Annotated in this window: 13 protein-coding genes and 2 pseudogenes; 9 read left to right on the forward strand and 6 right to left on the reverse strand. The window is 63.2% G+C overall.

Features of this window, described 5'->3' with window-relative positions; genetic code table 11:
* Positions 1–11: 11 nt before the first annotated feature.
* The 3 genes from QNJ43_RS08670 to dnaK form a co-directional block, all read right to left on the reverse strand.
* Complete coding sequence (locus QNJ43_RS08670; RefSeq protein WP_300469127.1) at positions 12–614, reverse strand: methyltransferase domain-containing protein; 603 nt, start codon at positions 612–614, stop codon at positions 12–14.
* 131 nt (positions 615–745) lie between these two features.
* The gene (gene dnaJ / locus QNJ43_RS08675; RefSeq protein ID WP_300469129.1) at positions 746–1,888 is read right to left on the reverse strand and encodes a molecular chaperone DnaJ; all 1,143 of its coding nucleotides are present in this window, start codon (positions 1,886–1,888) and stop codon (positions 746–748) included.
* A 406-nt stretch (positions 1,889–2,294) separates the two neighbouring features.
* Positions 2,295–4,211, reverse strand: a complete 1,917-nt coding sequence (gene dnaK, locus QNJ43_RS08680; RefSeq protein ID WP_300469131.1) for a molecular chaperone DnaK — start codon at positions 4,209–4,211, stop codon at positions 2,295–2,297.
* A gap of 386 nt (positions 4,212–4,597) precedes the next feature.
* On the opposite strand from dnaK, the pseudogene QNJ43_RS08685 reads away from it, so the two are divergent.
* Positions 4,598–5,251: pseudogene (locus tag QNJ43_RS08685) on the forward strand (alpha-ketoglutarate-dependent dioxygenase AlkB); the annotation flags it as partial.
* A 260-nt stretch (positions 5,252–5,511) separates the two neighbouring features.
* On the opposite strand, the gene ubiB reads toward QNJ43_RS08685, so the two are convergent.
* Complete coding sequence (gene ubiB, locus QNJ43_RS08690) at positions 5,512–7,089, reverse strand: 2-polyprenylphenol 6-hydroxylase (protein ID WP_300469134.1); 1,578 nt, start codon at positions 7,087–7,089, stop codon at positions 5,512–5,514.
* Positions 7,090–7,884 carry a bifunctional demethylmenaquinone methyltransferase/2-methoxy-6-polyprenyl-1,4-benzoquinol methylase UbiE gene (gene ubiE / locus QNJ43_RS08695; RefSeq protein ID WP_300469136.1) on the reverse strand — a complete coding sequence of 265 codons (795 nt, stop codon included), beginning with the start codon at positions 7,882–7,884 and terminating at the stop codon, positions 7,090–7,092. It lies immediately after the preceding gene.
* A 253-nt stretch (positions 7,885–8,137) separates the two neighbouring features.
* Here ubiE and mutM point away from each other — a divergent pair, with 253 nt between their 5' ends.
* From mutM to dnaN, 6 genes are all read left to right on the forward strand, one after another.
* Entirely contained in the window at positions 8,138–9,031 is an 894-nt protein-coding gene (gene mutM, locus QNJ43_RS08700) for a bifunctional DNA-formamidopyrimidine glycosylase/DNA-(apurinic or apyrimidinic site) lyase (RefSeq protein ID WP_300469138.1), read from the forward strand.
* A gap of 277 nt (positions 9,032–9,308) precedes the next feature.
* Complete coding sequence (locus QNJ43_RS08705; RefSeq protein ID WP_300469140.1) at positions 9,309–10,082, forward strand: enoyl-CoA hydratase; 774 nt, start codon at positions 9,309–9,311, stop codon at positions 10,080–10,082.
* A 224-nt stretch (positions 10,083–10,306) separates the two neighbouring features.
* Positions 10,307–10,573, forward strand: a complete 267-nt coding sequence (rpsT, locus tag QNJ43_RS08710; protein WP_300469142.1) for a 30S ribosomal protein S20 — start codon at positions 10,307–10,309, stop codon at positions 10,571–10,573.
* Positions 10,574–11,821: 1,248 nt separating this feature from the next.
* The gene (locus tag QNJ43_RS08715; RefSeq protein WP_300469145.1) at positions 11,822–12,016 is read left to right on the forward strand and encodes a rhodanese-like domain-containing protein; all 195 of its coding nucleotides are present in this window, start codon (positions 11,822–11,824) and stop codon (positions 12,014–12,016) included.
* Between the two features lie 397 nt (positions 12,017–12,413).
* Complete coding sequence (gene dnaA, locus QNJ43_RS08720; protein WP_300469147.1) at positions 12,414–13,904, forward strand: chromosomal replication initiator protein DnaA; 1,491 nt, start codon at positions 12,414–12,416, stop codon at positions 13,902–13,904.
* A gap of 271 nt (positions 13,905–14,175) precedes the next feature.
* Positions 14,176–15,294: a DNA polymerase III subunit beta gene (dnaN, locus tag QNJ43_RS08725; RefSeq protein ID WP_300469149.1), complete on the forward strand. Its 1,119-nt coding sequence runs from the start codon at positions 14,176–14,178 to the stop codon at positions 15,292–15,294.
* A 24-nt stretch (positions 15,295–15,318) separates the two neighbouring features.
* Here the strand turns inward: dnaN and QNJ43_RS08730 are convergent, their stop codons facing one another.
* Complete coding sequence (locus tag QNJ43_RS08730) at positions 15,319–16,596, reverse strand: LysR family transcriptional regulator (RefSeq protein ID WP_300469151.1); 1,278 nt, start codon at positions 16,594–16,596, stop codon at positions 15,319–15,321.
* Positions 16,597–16,795: 199 nt separating this feature from the next.
* Between QNJ43_RS08730 and QNJ43_RS08735 the strand changes: the two are divergent.
* Both QNJ43_RS08735 and QNJ43_RS08740 read left to right on the forward strand, forming a co-directional pair.
* Positions 16,796–17,490: pseudogene (locus QNJ43_RS08735) on the forward strand (PIG-L deacetylase family protein); the annotation flags it as partial.
* Entirely contained in the window at positions 17,412–18,125 is a 714-nt protein-coding gene (locus QNJ43_RS08740; RefSeq protein WP_300469153.1) for a PrpF domain-containing protein, read from the forward strand. The pseudogene QNJ43_RS08735 and the gene QNJ43_RS08740, both read left to right, overlap by 79 nt.
* Positions 18,126–18,257: the final 132 nt, after the last annotated feature.

Below are 18,257 nucleotides of genomic sequence, written 5' to 3' on the forward strand. Positions count from 1 at the left end.
CCTTACAATGTTTACGCCTTGCGATAGACCCAGACGCGGGCAGGCGGTAGATTCATCAGGACCCAGGGAGAGCGCTCCACGGTGAAGAGGCCCTTTTCGGCGGGAACGGGGGGAACGAGCGCGTAGGAGAACTGGATGAAGGGCGCGCCCGGCTCCAGAAGATCCAGCGCCTCAAGCAGCAATTCGCGGCGCTGCAGCAGCGGGCGCGTGAACAGCGGCAGCGAGGAGATGATGCTCGCCAGCGAACCGGACTTCGCATCTCCAAGGGTTTCCCTCAGTGCGTAGGCATCGCCCTGAACGACCGAGATCGCGGGGAAGCGGCGGCGCAGCAACTGGCAGAAATCGGCGTTGTACTCCAGCGCGATTAATCGATTGGTATCGATGCCGCGATCGACCAGAGCCTTGGTGACGACGCCGGTACCCGGCCCAAGTTCCAGGATCGCGCCTGCGCGCTGCGGTTCCGCTTCGCCGGCCATGAGCCGTGAGAGCGCCGGGCCGGAGGGGCTGACTGCTCCGATCTTCAACGGGCTTTCGACCCATGTTCTGAAAAAACGCGCCTCGTCCAGGATCTTGGAGGAAAAACGTTTGGCCCGAACCGCAACGCGGTGATTCATCGGGGAACTCCCGGATAGTTGTTATTTTTTCCCGCACATGACGGGAGCGGGACAACGTCGGCGGCGGCCATGGCGAATGTAAGGCAAAACACGCAAGGCCCAAACTTTTGCGCAACGACCCTACACGGCACTCAGCCGCCGAGATTGTCGATGAAATCCTTCACGCGGGCGAAGAACCCCGTCGATTCCGGATTGTTCTCGTGGGAGGAGTTCTCTTCGAATTCCTGCAACAGCTCGCGCTGGCGCTTTGTCAGGTTCTGCGGCGTCTCCACGGTCACCTGAATGTACATGTCGCCGTGCTGGGTGGAGCGCATGACGGGCATGCCCTTGCCCTTAAGACGGAACTGCTTGCCGGTCTGGGTGCCTTCGGGAACCTTCACCCGCGTCTTGCCGCCATCGACGGTGGGCACCTCAAACTGGCCGCCAAGTGCGGCCGCCGTCATGGAAATCGGCGCACGGCAAAAGAGATCTGCGCCGTCGCGCTGGAAGAAGGCGTGCGGCCGGATCGACAGGAAGATGTAGAGATCGCCCGCAGGACCGCCGCGAAGCCCGGCCTCGCCCTCGCCGGCCAGACGAATGCGCGTGCCGTCCTCGATCCCGGCGGGAATGTTGACCGAAAGCGTGCGCTCTTCCACGCGGCGACCGGTGCCGGAGCAATCGGGGCAGGGATCGGAAATGATTTCGCCACGCCCCTGACAGTGCGGGCAGGCGCGTTCCAGCGTGAAGAAGCCCTGACTGGCGCGAACCCGGCTGGTACCGCCGCAGGTGCGGCAGGTGGTGGGGCTCGATCCCGGCTTGGCGCCGGAGCCGGAGCACGTCTCGCACACAATCGAGGTCGGCACTTCGATCTTCACCGTCTTGCCGGTGAAGGCCTCCTCCAGATCGATGTCCATGTTGTAGCGCAGGTCCGCCCCGCGCTCGCGTCCGCCGGTGCCCTGACGACGTCCGCCCGCGCCGCCCATGCCGCCGAAGAACTCGTCGAAGATGTCCGACATGGTGGAAGCGAAATCGCCGGAGAACCCGCGCGCACCCGCTCCCATGCCGCCGTTGTCGAACGCTGCGTGACCAAACCGGTCATAAGCCGCGCGTCGGTCGGCGTCCTTCAGCACATCGTAGGCTTCGGAGATTTTCTTGAATTTCGCTTCCGCTTCCGCGTCGCCGGGATTGCGGTCGGGGTGATACTTCATCGCGAGCTTGCGGAACGCGCTCTTCAGCGTCTTGTCGTCCGCGTCGCGGGTCACCCCGAGAACTTCGTAATAGTCCAGCTTGGCCATTGGCTGTTCATACCTCAATGACAGGCCCGGTGAACAGAGCACGCTCCCGTCGGCGCGGCGCAACCCGCCCGCCGGGCACCCATCAACACTGGGTCGAGGCCTCTCACGAACCGAACACCGATCGCCCGGAGAAGGACAAGGCGCACATCCGTGATCTGACGTCCAGACAGTCGGTTCGCCGAATGCGCGCGATCACGCGACAACGCCCCGGACACAAACAAGACGACTGACGTCGGCCCCCTGAAGCGGACGCGATCACCTTGCGGCGATCACAACATCCGCCCCACCCTTTGCGGAGCCGGACACGCGGCTGACGGGTCCCTGTCGACCCGCGAGATATGGCATGTCCAATACGCGAAAGCCGGCGCGGGCGGCACTGGCTTTCACAGTTTTCATCGTCGACGCCTTAGACCGAATTCTTGTCGTCGTCGACTTCCTCGAAGTCGGCGTCGACCACGTCGTCACCGGCGTCCTCGGCGCTCTCGCCGGCCCCGGCAGCGTCTTCGCCGCCTTCAGCCTGCTGCGCCTGATACATTGCCTCGCCAAGCTTCATGGAAACCTCGGCCACCTTCTGCGACGCGGCGGTGATCGCTTCCGCGTCCTCGCCCTCGTTGGCGGTCTTCAGCTCGGCAAGAGCGGCCTCGATGGTCGACTTGTCGACTTCCGACACCTTGTCGCCGTGCTCGGCGAGCATCTTCTCCGTGGAATGGATCAGCGCTTCGGCCTGGTTCTTGGCTTCCACCAGTTCCTTGCGCTTCTTGTCTTCCTCGGCGTGCGCCTCGGCTTCCTTCACCATCTGCTCGATGTCGGCATCGGACAGACCGCCGGAGGCCTGGATACGGATCTGCTGTTCCTTGCCCGTGCCCTTGTCCTTGGCGGACACGTTGACGATGCCGTTGGCGTCAATGTCGAAGGTAACCTCGATCTGCGGCACGCCGCGCGGTGCGGGCGGGATACCGACCAGGTCGAACTGGCCGAGCATCTTGTTGTCAGCCGCCATCTCGCGCTCGCCCTGGAACACGCGGATCGTGACCGCGTTCTGGTTGTCCTCGGCGGTGGAGAAGGTGTTCGACTTCTTCGACGGGATGGTCGTGTTGCGGTCGATCAGACGGGTGAACACGCCACCCAGCGTCTCGATACCCAGCGACAGCGGAGTCACGTCGAGCAGCAGCACATCCTTGACGTCGCCCTGCAGGACGCCCGCCTGAATGGCCGCGCCCATAGCAACGACTTCATCCGGGCTCACGCCCTTGTGCGGCTCCTTGCCGAAGAAGTTCTTCACCGCTTCCTGGATCTTGGGCATGCGGGTCATGCCACCGACGAGAACGACCTCATCGACCTGACCGACAGACAGACCGGCATCCTTCAGTGCGGTCTTGCACGGCGCCATCGTCTTCTGAACCAGATCCTCGACCAGCGCCTCGAACTTGGCGCGGGTGAGCTTCATGGTCAGGTGCTTCGGGCCCGACGCATCGGCCGTGATGAACGGCAGGTTGACTTCCGTGTGCGTGGAGGACGACAGCTCGACCTTGGCCTTCTCGGCCGCTTCCTTCAGGCGCTGCAGGGCCAGCTTGTCGCCCTTCAGGTCGATGCCATTGTCCTTCTTGAACTCTTCGGCGAGGTAATCGACCAGACGCATGTCGAAGTCTTCACCGCCGAGGAACGTGTCGCCGTTGGTGGACTTCACCTCGAAGACGCCGTCGCCGATCTCCAGGATGGAGACGTCGAACGTGCCGCCGCCAAGGTCATAGACCGCGATGGTCTTGCCGTCGTTCTTGTCGAGACCGTAGGCAAGGGCTGCCGCCGTCGGCTCGTTGATGATGCGCAGGACTTCCAGACCGGCGATCTTGCCGGCGTCCTTGGTGGCCTGGCGCTGGGCGTCGTTGAAGTAAGCGGGGACGGTGATGACCGCCTGCTCGACCTTCTCGCCCAGATAGCTTTCGGCTGTTTCCTTCATCTTCTGCAGAGTGAAGGCGGAAATCTGCGAGGGAGAATACTTCTCGCCGCCAGCCTCGACCCAGGCGTCGCCGTTACCACCCTTCACGATCGTGTAAGGAACAAGATTCTTGTCCTTGGAAACCGTGGGGTCGTCATAGCGCCGGCCAATGAGCCGCTTGACCGCGAAAAGCGTGTTGGAAGGATTCGTCACCGCCTGGCGCTTGGCCGGCTGGCCGACGAGCCGCTCGCCGTCCTCGGTAAAGGCGACGATGGACGGCGTGGTGCGCGCGCCTTCCGCGTTCTCAATAACTTTCGGATTCTTGCCGTCCATGACGGCGATGCACGAGTTGGTCGTGCCGAGGTCAATGCCAATAACCTTACCCATAGTCTGTCTCCTTTGTCTGTCTCCTTTCGGCAAACCGCCCGGACCCATACGGCATCCGGTAAAGCCGGGGTCAAAACCCGGCCGGTTCCCATTTGACCTGACCAGCAAACATATCTACCGGCAAATGCCCGTGTCGGCTGACCATAGACCTTCGTTGATGACCTTTCGGAGTGGCCGGTTCTCGTGGCCCGTTCACCATATAAGAGGCGTTCCCGAAGGCTGCAAGGCACGTCATCCCCTCCGGTGCGCGGGTTTTATCTCCAAAGACGGTAAACGCCCGACCCAAGGCCCCGGCAACGCGGCGTTCCCGACTGGAAGTCCCGCGCCCGGCGAATTAGCTGTGTATGAGTTCACAGCCTCAAGATGCACGGAAAAGGAGCCTCCTCATGTCCACGCGCTCCAACGCCCCCGCCTCGCGGCCTTCCGACAAGAAGCCCGCCGCTCCGCCGCCGGGCTTCCGTCATATCCCCGGATATCTCGACCGGCCCGCCCAGGAAGCGCTTCTGGCGGAAATCCGCGAGGTCGTTCGCGCAGCCCCGCTGTTTCAGCCGAGAATGCCGCGCACGGACAAGCCGCTCAGCGTGAGGATGTCGAATTGCGGGCCGCTCGGCTGGGTCGCGGACAAGGCCGGTTATCGCTACCAGCCCCTCCACCCGGTGACAGGCGAGCCCTGGCCCGCCATTCCCCAGACACTCCTCGACCTGTGGGATGAGTTTTCCGACTACCCCGCGCCGCCGGAGGCCTGTCTCGTCAACTTCTATGAGGAGACGACCCGCATGGGTCTTCACCGCGACGAGGACGAGGAGAATTTCTCCGCCCCCGTGCTCTCGATTTCGCTGGGAGACAGCTGCCGTTTCCGCATCGGCGGTCAAGCACGAAAGGACCCGTCCGTCTCCTTCAAGCTGGCATCCGGCGACATCGTGCTGCTGGCAGGCGAGGCCCGCACCGCGTTCCACGGCGTCGACAGGATCTATCCGGGAACCTCGACGCTCCTGAAGGACGGCGGGCGGATCAATCTGACATTGAGGCGGGTGACGAAGGCGGAGGGGCGGGGCGCAACAAGGCTGCCACCCCACGTCCAGGGACCTCCGACAGGAGGCACGTTTTGCCAAGGACTGTCATCCCCGCGCAGGCGGGTACCCAGTAACCACAGGCTTCAGTTATTGCGAAAGAAGGCGGGCGGCAGGGGGGTACTGGATCCCCGCCTGCGTGAGGATGACAATTGTGCGGATGCCTGAACGCGGGCCTTATTCGGCACCGCCGTCATGCGCCATCGCCCCGGATCGAGGCTAGCCGCCCCTCACCACCATCCTTCAAAAACGATCGCCACCAGCGCCACGGCGATGACCCAGAGCGCCGCCGTACCGAGCCGGTTGCGCCGCGAACGGGACAATGCGTCGATCATCTCGGACTCGACCTTCACGCCGCGCGTCGACAGCGTATCGATCCCTTCAACGATGCGTTCCGCCCGCTTGGCGAACGTGGGGAGTTCCCCGGCAAGGCGCACCAGCATCGAAATGCTCTCGCCCGCATCCTGGATGCGGCCGGAGGGGCCCAGATTGTGTTCGATCCAGGTGCGCACGACCGGTTCGGCCGTCTTCCACATGTCGAGGCCGGGATCGAGCGAGCGGGCCACGCCCTCCACCACCACCATGGTCTTTTGCAGCATGATGAGCTGGGGCTGGGTGGTCATGGCGAAAAGCTCGGTCACCTCGAAAAGCTGGGTGAGTAGCCGCGCCATGGAGATTTCGGAGGCATTGTGACCGTGGATCGGCTCGCCGATGGCGCGGATCGCCTGCGAGAAGACCGCCACGTCCTGGGTCTTGGGCACATAACCCGCCTCGAAATGCACTTCGGCCACGCGCATGTAGTCGCGGGTGATGAAGCCAAACAGGATTTCCGCCAGGAAGCACTTCTCCGCCTTGTCGAGACGGCCGGTAATGCCGAAATCGACGGCGACCAGATCACCGTTCTCGGCGACGAAGAGATTGCCCTGGTGCATGTCGGCATGGAAGAAGCCGTCGCGCAGCGCGTGGCGCAGGAAGCTCTGGATGACCGCGGCGCCGAGCGCCACCATGTCGTGCCCGTCCTCCGCAATGCTTTCCACATCCGACAGCTTGCGGCCCGAAATCCATTCGAGCGTCAAGACACCCTTGGTGGTGCGCGTCCAGTCGACCTCCGGCACCCGGAAGCCCGGATCGTCGGCGGTGTTCTCCGCCATCTCCGACAACGCGGCGGCCTCCAGCCGCAGGTCCATCTCCAGTTCCACCGAGCGTGCCAACGTGTCGACCACGGCGAGCGGACGGAGCCTGCGTAAAGGCGCATGGAAGCGCTCGATGATACGGGCGGCCAGATAGAAGGACTTGAGATCGCGGGCAAAGCGGCGGGCAACGCCCGGCCGCAGCACCTTGACCGCCATCTTGTGCGTCTCGCCGGTCTCGTCCGTGATGAAAGCCGGATGGACCTGGGCGATGGAGGCGGCGGCGACCGGCTCGCCGAATTCGGTGAAGAGATCGTCGATGGAGGCGCCCATCGCCTCCTCGATCATGCGGATCGCTTCCGCGCGCGGGAAAGCCTCAAGCCGGTCCTGCAGGAGCGACAGCTCCTTGGCCACCTCGCGGCCGACCACATCGGGGCGGGTCGCCAGGAACTGCCCCATCTTCACATAGGACGGCCCCAGCCGGTTGAAGGCGACCGAGATGCGCGCGCCCGCATCGGCGCGCCGGGTGGACTTGCGCTCGATCAGGCGGATGAGGCGCAGCGCCAGGCGGGGGCCCGGCGGCAGGTCGGGCACCTCCACCAGACTGAACACGCCCTCGCGCGCCATGACATAGCCCGTATGGAGAAAACGCAAGAGATTGACGAGCTTCGACAGCATCTAGAGTTTCCAGCCGGAATGGAGCGCGGCGATGCTGCCGGACAGGTTGCGGTAGTCGACGCGCGAAAAGCCCGCCTTTTCGATCATCTGCGCAAACCGGGCCTGATTGGGGAACTTGCGAATCGATTCCACCAGGTACTGGTAGCTGTCGCCGTCGCCTGTCACGGCCTGCCCGATGCACGGGATCACGTTGAAGGAATAAAGGTCGTAGATCTTGTCGAAGACCGGCACGTCGACATGGGTGAATTCCAGGCACATGAAGCGGCCGCCGCGCTTGAGCACGCGGAAGGCGTCGTTCAGCGCCACCTGGATGCGCGGCACGTTGCGGATGCCGAAGGCGATCGTGTAGGCGTCGAAATGATTGTCGGGGAAAGGCAGGCTTTCCGCGTTGCCCTGCGCAAAGCGGATGTCATCACCGTGCCCGGCCGCCTTGGCACGGTCGCGCCCGACGGTCAGCATGGAATTGTTGATGTCGCAGACGATCGCCTCGACACGGTCGCCACGCTCCACGATGCGCGTGGCGATATCGCCAGTGCCGCCGGCCACATCGAGCAGACGCCAGGGGCGGCGCGACTTCCTCGGCGGGGCGATCCAGGAGACCATGGCGTCCTTCCACAGCCGTTGCATGCCGCCGGACATTAGGTCGTTCATCAGATCGTAGCGACTGGCCACCTGGTGAAAGACGTGGTCGACCATGCCCTGCTTTTCGCCGAGCGCCACGGTGCGGAAGCCGAAACTCGCCTGCTCCGACGTCCCTGCGCCTGAGCTTCTTCCGCTCGTGCCTTCGCCTGCCATGTGAAGAACTCCTTATTCGGTGTCAGGCTCTTAATAGAGACTTCCTGGCTCTTAGGTTGCCCTTTTTTGGCCCTTCGCATTCGCCGCCTTTGGATAGAGCCCTTGGATAGGGGGCCGAACACGTCTTAATCTATGGCGCGGCCCGGTCCCCGTCACACCCCCGCAATCAGCGCCCGCGGTTCGCCGTCAGGTGTCCGGTCCCGTCGCCTTTCGTCTTGTCGCCTATTAAGGCAAAGCGGTTCAAGGAGAAACCATGCCCGAGTTGCCCGAGGTGGAAACCGTACGTCGCGGGCTGGCCCCGGTCATGGAAGGGGCGCGAATCGTTTCGCTCGAACAACGGCGCCCGAACCTGCGCTTTCCCTTTCCCGACCGGTTCTCCGAGCGCCTTCAAGGGCAACGCATCGAGGTGCTTTCGCGGCGCGCGAAATATCTCCTGGCCGATATCCGGTCGGGCGACATTCTGGTGATGCATCTCGGCATGTCCGGCTCTTTCCGCATTCTGGAGGAGTGCGACGGCAAGATCGCGGGTGACTTCTATTACGCGCGCAACAAGGACACGCACCACGATCACGTCTTCTTCCATCTGGAGACGGCGGGCGGTGCCCTGGCGCAGGTGATCTACAACGACCCGCGTCGCTTCGGCTTCATGACGCTGATCGAACGCGCCGGTCTCAGCGATCACCCGTTCTTCGCCCGGCTGGGGCTAGAGCCATTGGGCAACGAACTCGACGGGGCCTGGCTCGCGCACGCCTTTGCCGGACGCAAGACGCCCCTCAAGGCGGCGCTTCTCGACCAAAAGCTGATTGCGGGGCTCGGCAATATATATGTGTGCGAGGCGCTATGGCGGGCGAAGCTGTCGCCCTTGAGGCTTGCAGGAACGCTGGTGACGAAGGCGGGCAGACCGACGGCGGCCGCCGGACGGCTTACAGAGGCGATCCGCGAGGTTCTGGCGCAAGCGGTGGAGGCGGGCGGCTCCACCTTGCGCGATTACATGAAGACTGACGGCACGCTCGGCTATTTCCAGCATTCGTTCATCGCCTACGACCGGGAGGGGGAACCCTGCCGTCACCCGGACTGCAACGGCACCATCGAGCGGATCACGCAGTCAGGGCGCTCGACATTCTATTGCCGCTCGTGCCAGCGGTAATGTCGGGAAGAGGAGAGCAAGGGAATAAGGAGGGGCTTTCGCGCCGCTCGTCGCACAGGAGCCGCAATCCGGTGCAACACGCTGCGGCAAAGCCGCGCCGTTTCCCTGAGCCCGTCTCGCTCTCCCGCACCTTCGACACAAAGTCCTGTTGCGCCCGGCCCTTCCAACCGATAGGCATTCCCAACGAAGTCGGCGACGAAACACCGACCTCGTTCAGCCTCGGGGAACCGACGGCCATACCGTCGCGCGGAACCTCGTCTGCTCTTTCGGAGGAAGCATGGCCTACCAAAATATTCGGGTGGAGACGCGCGGCCGGGTCGGTCTGATCACGCTCGATCGACCGTCCGCCCTCAATGCGCTTTCCAACCCTCTGTTCGAAGAACTCAACCGCGCACTCGATGCCTTCGAGGCCGACGAAAAGGTCGGCTGCATCGTTCTGACAGGATCGGAGAAGGTGTTTGCCGCCGGTGCCGATATCAAGGAAATGTCGGAACTCGATTTCGCCGAAGCCTACAAGCGCGACCACATCACGCCGTGGGAGCGGGTCACGCGCACCCGCAAGCCGGTGATCGCGGCGGTGGCCGGCTACGCACTGGGCGGCGGCTGCGAACTCGCCATGATGTGCGATTTCATCATCGCCGGCGACAACGCCAAGTTCGGTCAGCCCGAGGTTACCCTCGGCGTAGTGCCGGGCGCGGGCGGCACCCAGCGCCTGACCCGCTTCGTCGGCAAGTCCAAGGCGATGGAAATGTGCCTGACCGGCCGGTTCATGGATGCCGAAGAGGCCGAGCGCTCCGGACTGGTGAGCCGTATCGTGCCGACGGCCGATCTGGTGGAGGAGGCGGTCAACGTCGCCCACAAGATCGCGGAAATGTCGCTGCCAATCGTCATGATGATTAAGGAAAGCGTCAATCGCGCCTACGAGTCGACGCTTGCCGAAGGCACCCGGTTCGAGCGCCGGATGTTCCACGCCTCCTTCGCCACCAAGGATCAGAGCGAGGGCATGCGCGCCTTCATCGAGAAGCGTTCGCCCCAGTTCAAGAACAAGTAGCGCCAAGAAATGCGGCCGCGAGGCCAGAAATCCGGCCCTGAGTCGTTGACCTAAAGGCCGGGGGGCACTATAAGCGCGATCCGATCGGTGGCGGTCTTCCGCCGCCGGTTTCGTTTGTGCCGGATGCGGCGCGCGGGGAGCTCATCCGCCCCTGGTGCAAGGTCGGTTCCGGCATCGCGAAACCACTTTTCGACAGTTACACTCATTGGACCAGGATTGAGCCTATGGCCAACACTCCTTCGGCCAAGAAGGCGGCCCGCAAGATCGCCCGCCGCACGGCCGTCAACCAAGCACGCCGCACCCGCATGCGGACTTTCATTCGTCGCGTCGAGGAAGCCATTTCCTCCGGCGACAAAGCCACCGCTGCCGATGCCCTGAAGGCCGCACAGTCGGTCATCATGGCCAATATTTCCAAGGGCGTGCTGCATGCCAACACGGCTGCGCGCAAAGTTTCTCGCCTGAACAAGCGGGTGAAGGCGATCTCCGCCTGATCCGGTTCCCGTTTCGCCGCACCGCACGAGGCCCGTTCTCCTACGAGGATCGGGGGGGTTGCGGTCGGCTGGGATTCAAGCCCCGCTCTTTCCGACAAATCCGGATGTCATGCCTTGCGAAGGCCTCGCGAGGACGTCGTGCGGATGCCATTCGGCAGCTCGGCGGGCGAGACTCGGTCGACTTCGGCTGTACCGGGAAGTCGTTCATACAAATGACTGGCAAATAACTACGCGCAAGCTGGGCGCAGGCTGGGCAGTCCAGACGGAAGCCTCGTTACAAATGACGAATCTTTTTAAGGCTGCTCTTCAAATATCCGCCCTCGCAGAACGCTCTCGGAGACCCGGCTATTGGTATTGGCCGGGTTTTCTTTTTAGTCGGCAAATTGGATAGGGGACTCGCCGGCTCATAAAGGCGGACTTGTCCGGCTCTTTCAGCAGTTATCAGGATGACAGAAAAAATTACATAATTTCAGTTACTTACTTATATGTTGCGAGTCCACTCCCGGTCGCCTGGGCGATTCCGTACGAGTCAAGACAATCGATTCAAAAAAAACGCGCGTCATGTTCGCGCGATTTCAAGACGCAGGAACTTACAAAATCCGTTGAGTCCACAAGCCTTATCGAATTGTTTCCGTCCGTTGTCGTCGAAGATGACCCAACGTCGATGCGCCTGGGGCACGCAATAGTGGAATCCACGTGGTTGCTCGCATGGGGTAAGCTGGTTATGTTCAATTTAACCGGGGCTCGGCACCCCGCGTTAATCTAAAAAACAAGGTTTCGTGTCCTCTGGTGAGAGCAATGGGATTGTATTGTCAAAATAATATTCTTAACCTTTCCCAGTTCTCCAATAGCGATCCGCCTTCTTCAGAATATGGGTCGACAGGACGACCTCAGAGGCTTATGTCTCCGCCCGTCCATGATGGATCTCGCGGCGGAATTGGATCCGAATAAATTTGACTAACAAGAAATGATGCAGCCGGCCTGTGGCCCGCTGCAAGGAGGCTCTATGTCAAATTCAACGGTCGGCGCCTATGCCGGCGACGCAGACGTACAAGGCGCTGAAAGAGGATCCGGCGGCCGCGCTCGTCGACGTACGCACGCAGGCCGAATGGAACTACGTTGGAATCCCGGACCTGTCCCCGCTCAACCGCGACGCCCTGTTCGTGGAGTGGCAGACCATATCCGACAGGAGCCACCAATCCGGACTTCGTCGAAACGCTGGACGGCCTTCTGGCCGAACGCGGAACGGTGCAGGACGAACCGATTTATTTTCTGTGCCGATCGGGAGTCCGCAGCCGCGCGGCGGCCATTGTGATGACCGAGGCCGGCTACAAGAACTACTTCAATGTCGCCAACAGTTTCGAAGGCCCGCTCGACGAGCATTGCCACCGCGGCACACTGGGAGGTTGGAAACACCAAGGCCTGCCCTGGCGCCAGTCCTGAGACCGGCCGGGGCCGGCGACCGGGACTTTCCCGATCTTCGACAACTGGCTTTGTGCGATCCCGCTTCCAGCGACAATGAGTTAATGCGTTTTGTGAGAGGTGAGGCAGAGTAGACGTATTCACGTTCCGTCCGGCGATGGCCGGAGCGTGTCCGGATCGGATCAAGCCAGACCGATCGGCGGAGACAGCACCGGGGTCGGACCCCGTATCCCGGGCGGCTAGGAAGTCAAGGCGACCTGGAGATCAAACGGGACCCAGAAGTGAAAACGTCGGCGGCGCACATCATCAAGGATGGGGCCGACCGACGACAAATGAGGCCGCGCAAACAACGCGGTTGGTTTGCAGGAGGTGTGCGGGCGCGGCGGCCCGCCCCTATCGACAGATTGGAGATGCAGGCATGGACGTTTCAGGAGTGCCGGGACCGGAACAATGGAGTCGCGTGAAAAAGCAGCTGCGGGCGGAACTCGGCGAGGACGTGTTTTCGAGTTGGTTCGCGCGGGTCGATCTCGAAAGCCGTGGGGCTGACGGTACAGTTCTCTTGTCGGTTCCCACCCGTTTCCTGAAACAGTGGATCCAGTCGCACTATCGCGACCGGCTGATCAACCTGTGGCAGAGCGAGTGCGAGGACATCAATCGCATCGAACTGACGGTGCGCGGCGCCATCCGGGCGCGCCCCTCGGTTGTTGCCCAGGCTGCCAGCCAGGGCGGCGTTGCGACGGCTGGATCGCTGAAATCGGCGGTTGGCGAGACGCGCTCCCTGCCCGTAGCTGACATGATGCAGTCGCGTCAGGGCACGGTGAGCGCCGTTCAAAGCCATGAGGGCGCGGGGCACGCGACCATTGGCGGCGACATTCTGGAAGGCGCGGCGCTCGACCCGAAGTACACGTTCTCCACCTTCGTCGAAGGTCGCTCGAACGCGTTGGCGCTGGCTGCGGCCCGTCAGATCGCGGGCACCGGTCCGGTCACCTACAACCCGCTCTATCTCCATGCCAGCGTCGGGCTCGGCAAGACGCATCTGCTGCACGCGATTGCAGCCGAAGCGCGCCACAGCGGACGCCGGGTGCTCTATCTGACCGCCGAGCATTTCATGTACCGCTTCGTCGCAGCGCTGAAGTCTCAGTCCGCGCTCGCCTTCAAGGACACGCTGCGCGGCATCGACCTCCTGCTCATCGACGACATGCAGTTCCTGCATGGCAAGCAGGTGCAGCAGGAATTCTGCCACACGCTGAATTCGCTGATCGACAGCGCCCGTCAGGTGGTGGTCGCCGCCGATCGCGTTCCGGCCGAGCTCGAAACCCTCGATGACCGCGTCCGCTCGCGGCTGGCGGGCGGCCTCGTCGTCGGCATCCAGACGCCGGACTACGAGCTGCGTCGCGCAATACTGGCCAACCGCACCCGCGCGGTTGCCGCGGCCCATCCGAATTTCGCCATGCCTGACGGCGTGCTCGACTATGTCGCCTCCAACGTCACGGCGAACGGCCGCGACCTGGAAGGCGCACTGAACCGGCTGGTCGCCCACAACCAGCTCACCAACCAGCCGATCACGCCGGAGATGGCGGAGATGACGCTGCGCGATCTGGTCCGTGCGCATGAGCCGCGCCGCGTCAAGATCGAGGACATCCAGCGCGTCGTCTCCAAGCACTACAACGTGTCGAAGCCCGACCTCCTGTCGGCCCGTCGCACGTGCATCATCGTGCGTCCGCGTCAGATCGCGATGTATCTGGCCAAGATGCTGACGCCGCGCTCGCTGCCCGAGATCGGTCGTCGCTTCGGCAATCGCGATCACACCACGGTGCTGCACGCGGTGCGCAAGATCGAGGAACTGGTGAAGAACGATCCGGCTCTGGCGCAGGAAATCGAGCTGCTGAAGCGCATGCTGGACAGCTGAGTCCCGAAAGGGCGTCAGCCAGGACCTTCGTTCACGACGGTCCGCATCTTCAAAAAAGCGGCTTTGTCCCGGCGGACAGGGCCGCTTTTTTCGCAAGCGCAGGGCGTCTGGAACGGGGGCTCCGTCAACAGACAGCCCACAGGCTGTCTCTCCTCTTGCATTCGGCACGCAATACGGGCAGTTTCGTATCCCCCCGGCTTACCAGAAGCCTTGTTGTTTTAGGGCCTTCGCGCCAGACGCGACGTGCCCGACCAATGACGGACAGACTTTCATGAAAGCGACCCTCGAGCGGACAGATATTCTGAAGTCCCTGACCCACGTCCATCGGGTCGTCGAGCGCCGCAACACCATCCCGATCCTGTCGAACGTGCTCATCCGCGCTGACGGCGGCGAGTTGCGGCTGAAGGCGACAGACCTCGATCTGGAAATCTGCGAAACCGTGCCAGCTCTGGTGGAGGCGCCCGGCGCAACCACCGTTCCCGCGCACATGCTCTACGACATCGTGCGAAAACTGCCTGAAGGTTCGCAGGTGGTGATGGAAACCTCCTCCGACCAGGCAACGCTGGAAGTTCGAGCCGGGCGCTCGCGCTTTGCGCTCCAGATGCTGCCCGAATCCGATTTCCCCGATCTCACGGCAGGCGATTTCAGCCATTTCTTCGAGATCGCGGCAGCCGATTTCCGGCGGCTGATCGATCGCACGCAATTCGCTATCTCCACGGAAGAGACGCGCTACTATCTGAACGGCATCTACTTCCATTGTGTCGAGACCCCCGAGGGCAACCGCTTCCGCGCGGTGGCGACCGACGGGCACCGTCTCGCCCAGGCCGAGATCGTTGCACCGGTCGGTGCGGTCGGCATGCCCGGCATCATCGTGCCGCGCAAGACGGTCGGCGAAATCCAGAAGCTTCTGGACGAGCCGGAGGCCAATGTCGCCATCGAGCTTTCCGAGACCAAGATCCGCCTGACCACGGGCCCAGTGATTCTCACCTCCAAGCTCATCGACGGCACCTTCCCCGACTATGGCCGGGTGATTCCGCAGGGCAATGACAAGGAACTGCAGGTCGAGCGCGACGAGTTCGAGAAGGCGGTCGACCGCGTCTCCACCATCTCGTCGGAGCGCGGCCGCGCGGTAAAGCTCGCCATGAGCGAGGGCCGCATGGTTCTGACCGTCAACAACCCCGATTCCGGGTCTGCGACGGAAGAGCTGGTCGTTGACTACAACTCTGAGCCCATCGAGATCGGCTTCAATTCGCGCTATCTGCTCGATATTGCCGGTCAGCTCACCAGCGAGACCGCGATCTTCCATCTGGCCGATCCCGGTTCGCCGACGCTGGTGCAGAATTCCGGTGCCGACGACACGCTCTACGTCCTGATGCCGATGCGCGTCTAGACGCGTCGCGGATATCGGACCTTTTCAGTCAAAGGCGCTGAGGGCGACATAGGCCCCGGCGCCTTTATTCTTTTCAGCGCCGGCATCCGGCTCGCAGGACTTGCGCGCCTGCTCGCGGATGATCTCCAGGAAGGCTGCCTGCAGGCCGGTCGGGCACCAGTTCTTGCGCAATGTCAGGCCGATGGGACGGGGCGGATCGCCGAGTTCCATCGGCAAGGCGGTCAGCAGCCCGGCGCGTTCCTCATAAGTGATCTGTCGGCGCGACAGCAGCGCCAGGCGGTCGCTCTTGGTCAGGATCCCGCGCAGGACCATCAGCGACGGCGTCTCGATCACCCCCGGCACGGCATCCTCGCCGATCAGATCCTCAAAATGATCGCGCGTCGGCGTGCCCGCGCGCGGCACCACCCAGGAAAAGCGCTTCAGATCCTCCACCGTCACCGTTTCGCAGCCGCAGAGCGGATGCCCGCACCGCACGACGACCGACAGCGCGTCATCGAAGAGCACCACCTCCTCCACGTCCTCGGCCGGAGCCGGACAAAGCAACGCACCGATCAGCACGTCGATCTCGCCCATCCGGAGCGCATGCAACTGCCCGGCATAGGAGCCGTCATCGATGCGCACGGTGGCTTGCGGGAAGCGTTCCGTCAGCGCGATCACAGCATCGGGCAGGATTTCGGTGCGGATGAGCGGCAGCGTACCGACGACGAGGCGCCCGCGCACGATCCCCTTGACTTCTTCGAGATCGTCGCTCGCCGCCTCTATCTCGCGAAAGGCAAGCGCGGCCTTCAGCGCGAGCACCTGTCCCTGCGCGGTCAGCGCCACACCCTGACTGACACGCTCAAACAGCGTCACTCCGGCCAGTTTCTCCAGATCGCGCGCCGCCCGATGAACGGAAGGCTGAGCAAGGCCGAGCGAACGGGCTGCCGCAGAATAGCCGCCGGTGCGCGCAATCGCCACCAGGGCGCGCAGTTGCGCGGTGGTGGCCAGCCGGTCGACGGGGCTGGGACGCGCCTTTTTCGGGGCCGTGCGCTTGGCGTATTCGCGAATGCGCTGCGCCGCCTCGCCGATCAGATCCAGCGCGCGTTCCACCCGCGTCAACATGATCTCACCGAACCGCGTCGGATAGACGCCGGTTGAACAGCGCTCAAGGAAAAGACAATTGTAGCGCGTCTCCAGCCGGGCCAGCGCCTGGGTGACGGCGGGTTGGGAAAGATGCGCTGCGGCAGCGGCCTGATGAACGGAATTCAGCCGCGCGGCCAGCGCGAAGGCGCGAAGGTGGTGGATGTTTGGGAGGTCCGCCAAGGTCTTGTTCCGGATCGAGAAACGCTTGAAACCCAAGCCTATAGTGGGAACTTATCGTTTACGAGATGATTTCGTCTGGCCCGGCGCGGCCTGTTAACGCATGGTTCGCCTCAACATATTGAGAAACGGAAGCCCCGCGATCAAAGTAGCCCGGCGGACGGGAGGAATCCACACGCGGACCGAAGAGGAGCGTTTCCACGTGAGCGACCAGGCAAGCACACTCCGACAACCGACCACTGCACCTTCTTCCAGAAAATCGACGGCGCTGGTCGTCTCCGCGCATTCGGCCGATTTCGTCTGGCGCGCCGGAGGCGCGATCGCGCTCCATGCCGCCAAGGGCACGACGTGACCATCGTCTGCCTGTCCTATGGCGAGCGCGACGAAAGCGCGAAGCTCTGGAAGAAGGATGGGTGCACGCTCGACCACGTCAAGAGCGAGCGCCGTAGGGAAGCGGAGGTCGCCGCCCACGCGCTGGGCGTTTCCGATATCCGCTTCTTCGATCTCGGCGATTATCCTCTGGGCATCACCGAGGAGGCGAAGTTCCGGCTTGTCGACGTGATGCGCGAGGTCCAGCCGAAATTCATCCTCTCGCATTCGCTGGAAGATCCCTACAACACCGACCACCCGGCGGCGGCGAAGATGACCATCGAGTGCCGGATGACCGCGCAGACCTGGGGTCACAATCCGGGCGAGACGATCCTGGGCGCGACGCAGGTCTACCTGTTCGAGCCGCACCAGACCGAGCAATGCGGCTGGAAGCTGGACGTGCTGCTCGACATCACGGACGTCTGGGAGCGGAAATACGCCGCCATCCAGTGCATGACCGGTCAGGAGCACCTCTGGGAGTACGACACCCACGTCGCCAAACAGCACGGCGTGCAGGCCAAGCGCAACCCCGGCGGGACGACGGTGGCTTATGCAGGCTCGGCCGCCATCGACGGCGTGCCGGGCACCCATGCCCCGTCGTTCAGAACTATTTCGGCACGGCCAGCGCCCAATGCGGCTCACTGCTTCCGACCGGCAACGCGGTCGACGAGATCGATGGCGTCCGCCTCACCATGATCGATAACGGCATGCCAAACGTGGTGATCGCCGCGAGCAATCTCGGACTGACGGGAACGGAGATCATCGAGGACCTGGAAGCGAATGCGGCCCTGAAGGAGCGGTTGGAGGCAATCCGGCTGCAATGTGGGCCGTTGATGGGGCTCGGGGAGGTGACCGATAAGACGGTGCCGAAAATGTGCCTCGTCTCACCGCCGCACGCGGGCGGGTTGATTGCGACCCGCTCCTTCATTCCCCACCGCGTGCACCAATCCGTCGGGGTTCTGGCAACCGCAACGGTGGCCACGGCGGACGTGGCAGCACCCGTTACGTCCAATCCCTTGCGCGCGGAAATCGAACACCCGACCGGCAAGCTTAGGGTGGAGATAGAGACGGAAGTGCGAGACGGCATCCCGGTACCGATCCGCTCCGGCATTGTGCACACGGCACGGAAACTGTTCGACGGAACGGTTTTCGCACTCGTTTAAGGTGCGCGTTCGGGATGTCTCGGGGTCACGCCCCATGCCCGTCGCTCCACCCACTCCGTGGGGGGTGGGCCGGCCAAACCCGGGCGCGCACGACGGGAGGGGGGGGGCGGGGGGGGGGGGGGGGGGTGGAGG

This window comes from Breoghania sp., assembly GCF_030066895.1.
Lineage (GTDB): Bacteria > Pseudomonadota > Alphaproteobacteria > Rhizobiales > Stappiaceae > Breoghania.

What these genes read in the sequence shown, in the direction of transcription:
- mutM (WP_300469138.1), top strand. Translation starts at nt 8,138, where the DNA reads ATGCCCGAGTTGCCCGAGGTGGAAACCGTACGTCGCGGGCTGGCCCCG.
- dnaK (WP_300469131.1), bottom strand. Translation starts at nt 4,211, where the DNA reads ATGGGTAAGGTTATTGGCATTGACCTCGGCACGACCAACTCGTGCATC.
- ubiE (WP_300469136.1), bottom strand. Translation starts at nt 7,884, where the DNA reads ATGGCAGGCGAAGGCACGAGCGGAAGAAGCTCAGGCGCAGGGACGTCG.
- QNJ43_RS08705 (WP_300469140.1), top strand. Translation starts at nt 9,309, where the DNA reads ATGGCCTACCAAAATATTCGGGTGGAGACGCGCGGCCGGGTCGGTCTG.
- QNJ43_RS08670 (WP_300469127.1), bottom strand. Translation starts at nt 614, where the DNA reads ATGAATCACCGCGTTGCGGTTCGGGCCAAACGTTTTTCCTCCAAGATC.
- dnaN (WP_300469149.1), top strand. Translation starts at nt 14,176, where the DNA reads ATGAAAGCGACCCTCGAGCGGACAGATATTCTGAAGTCCCTGACCCAC.
- ubiB (WP_300469134.1), bottom strand. Translation starts at nt 7,089, where the DNA reads ATGCTGTCGAAGCTCGTCAATCTCTTGCGTTTTCTCCATACGGGCTAT.
- dnaJ (WP_300469129.1), bottom strand. Translation starts at nt 1,888, where the DNA reads ATGGCCAAGCTGGACTATTACGAAGTTCTCGGGGTGACCCGCGACGCG.
- dnaA (WP_300469147.1), top strand. Translation starts at nt 12,414, where the DNA reads ATGGACGTTTCAGGAGTGCCGGGACCGGAACAATGGAGTCGCGTGAAA.
- rpsT (WP_300469142.1), top strand. Translation starts at nt 10,307, where the DNA reads ATGGCCAACACTCCTTCGGCCAAGAAGGCGGCCCGCAAGATCGCCCGC.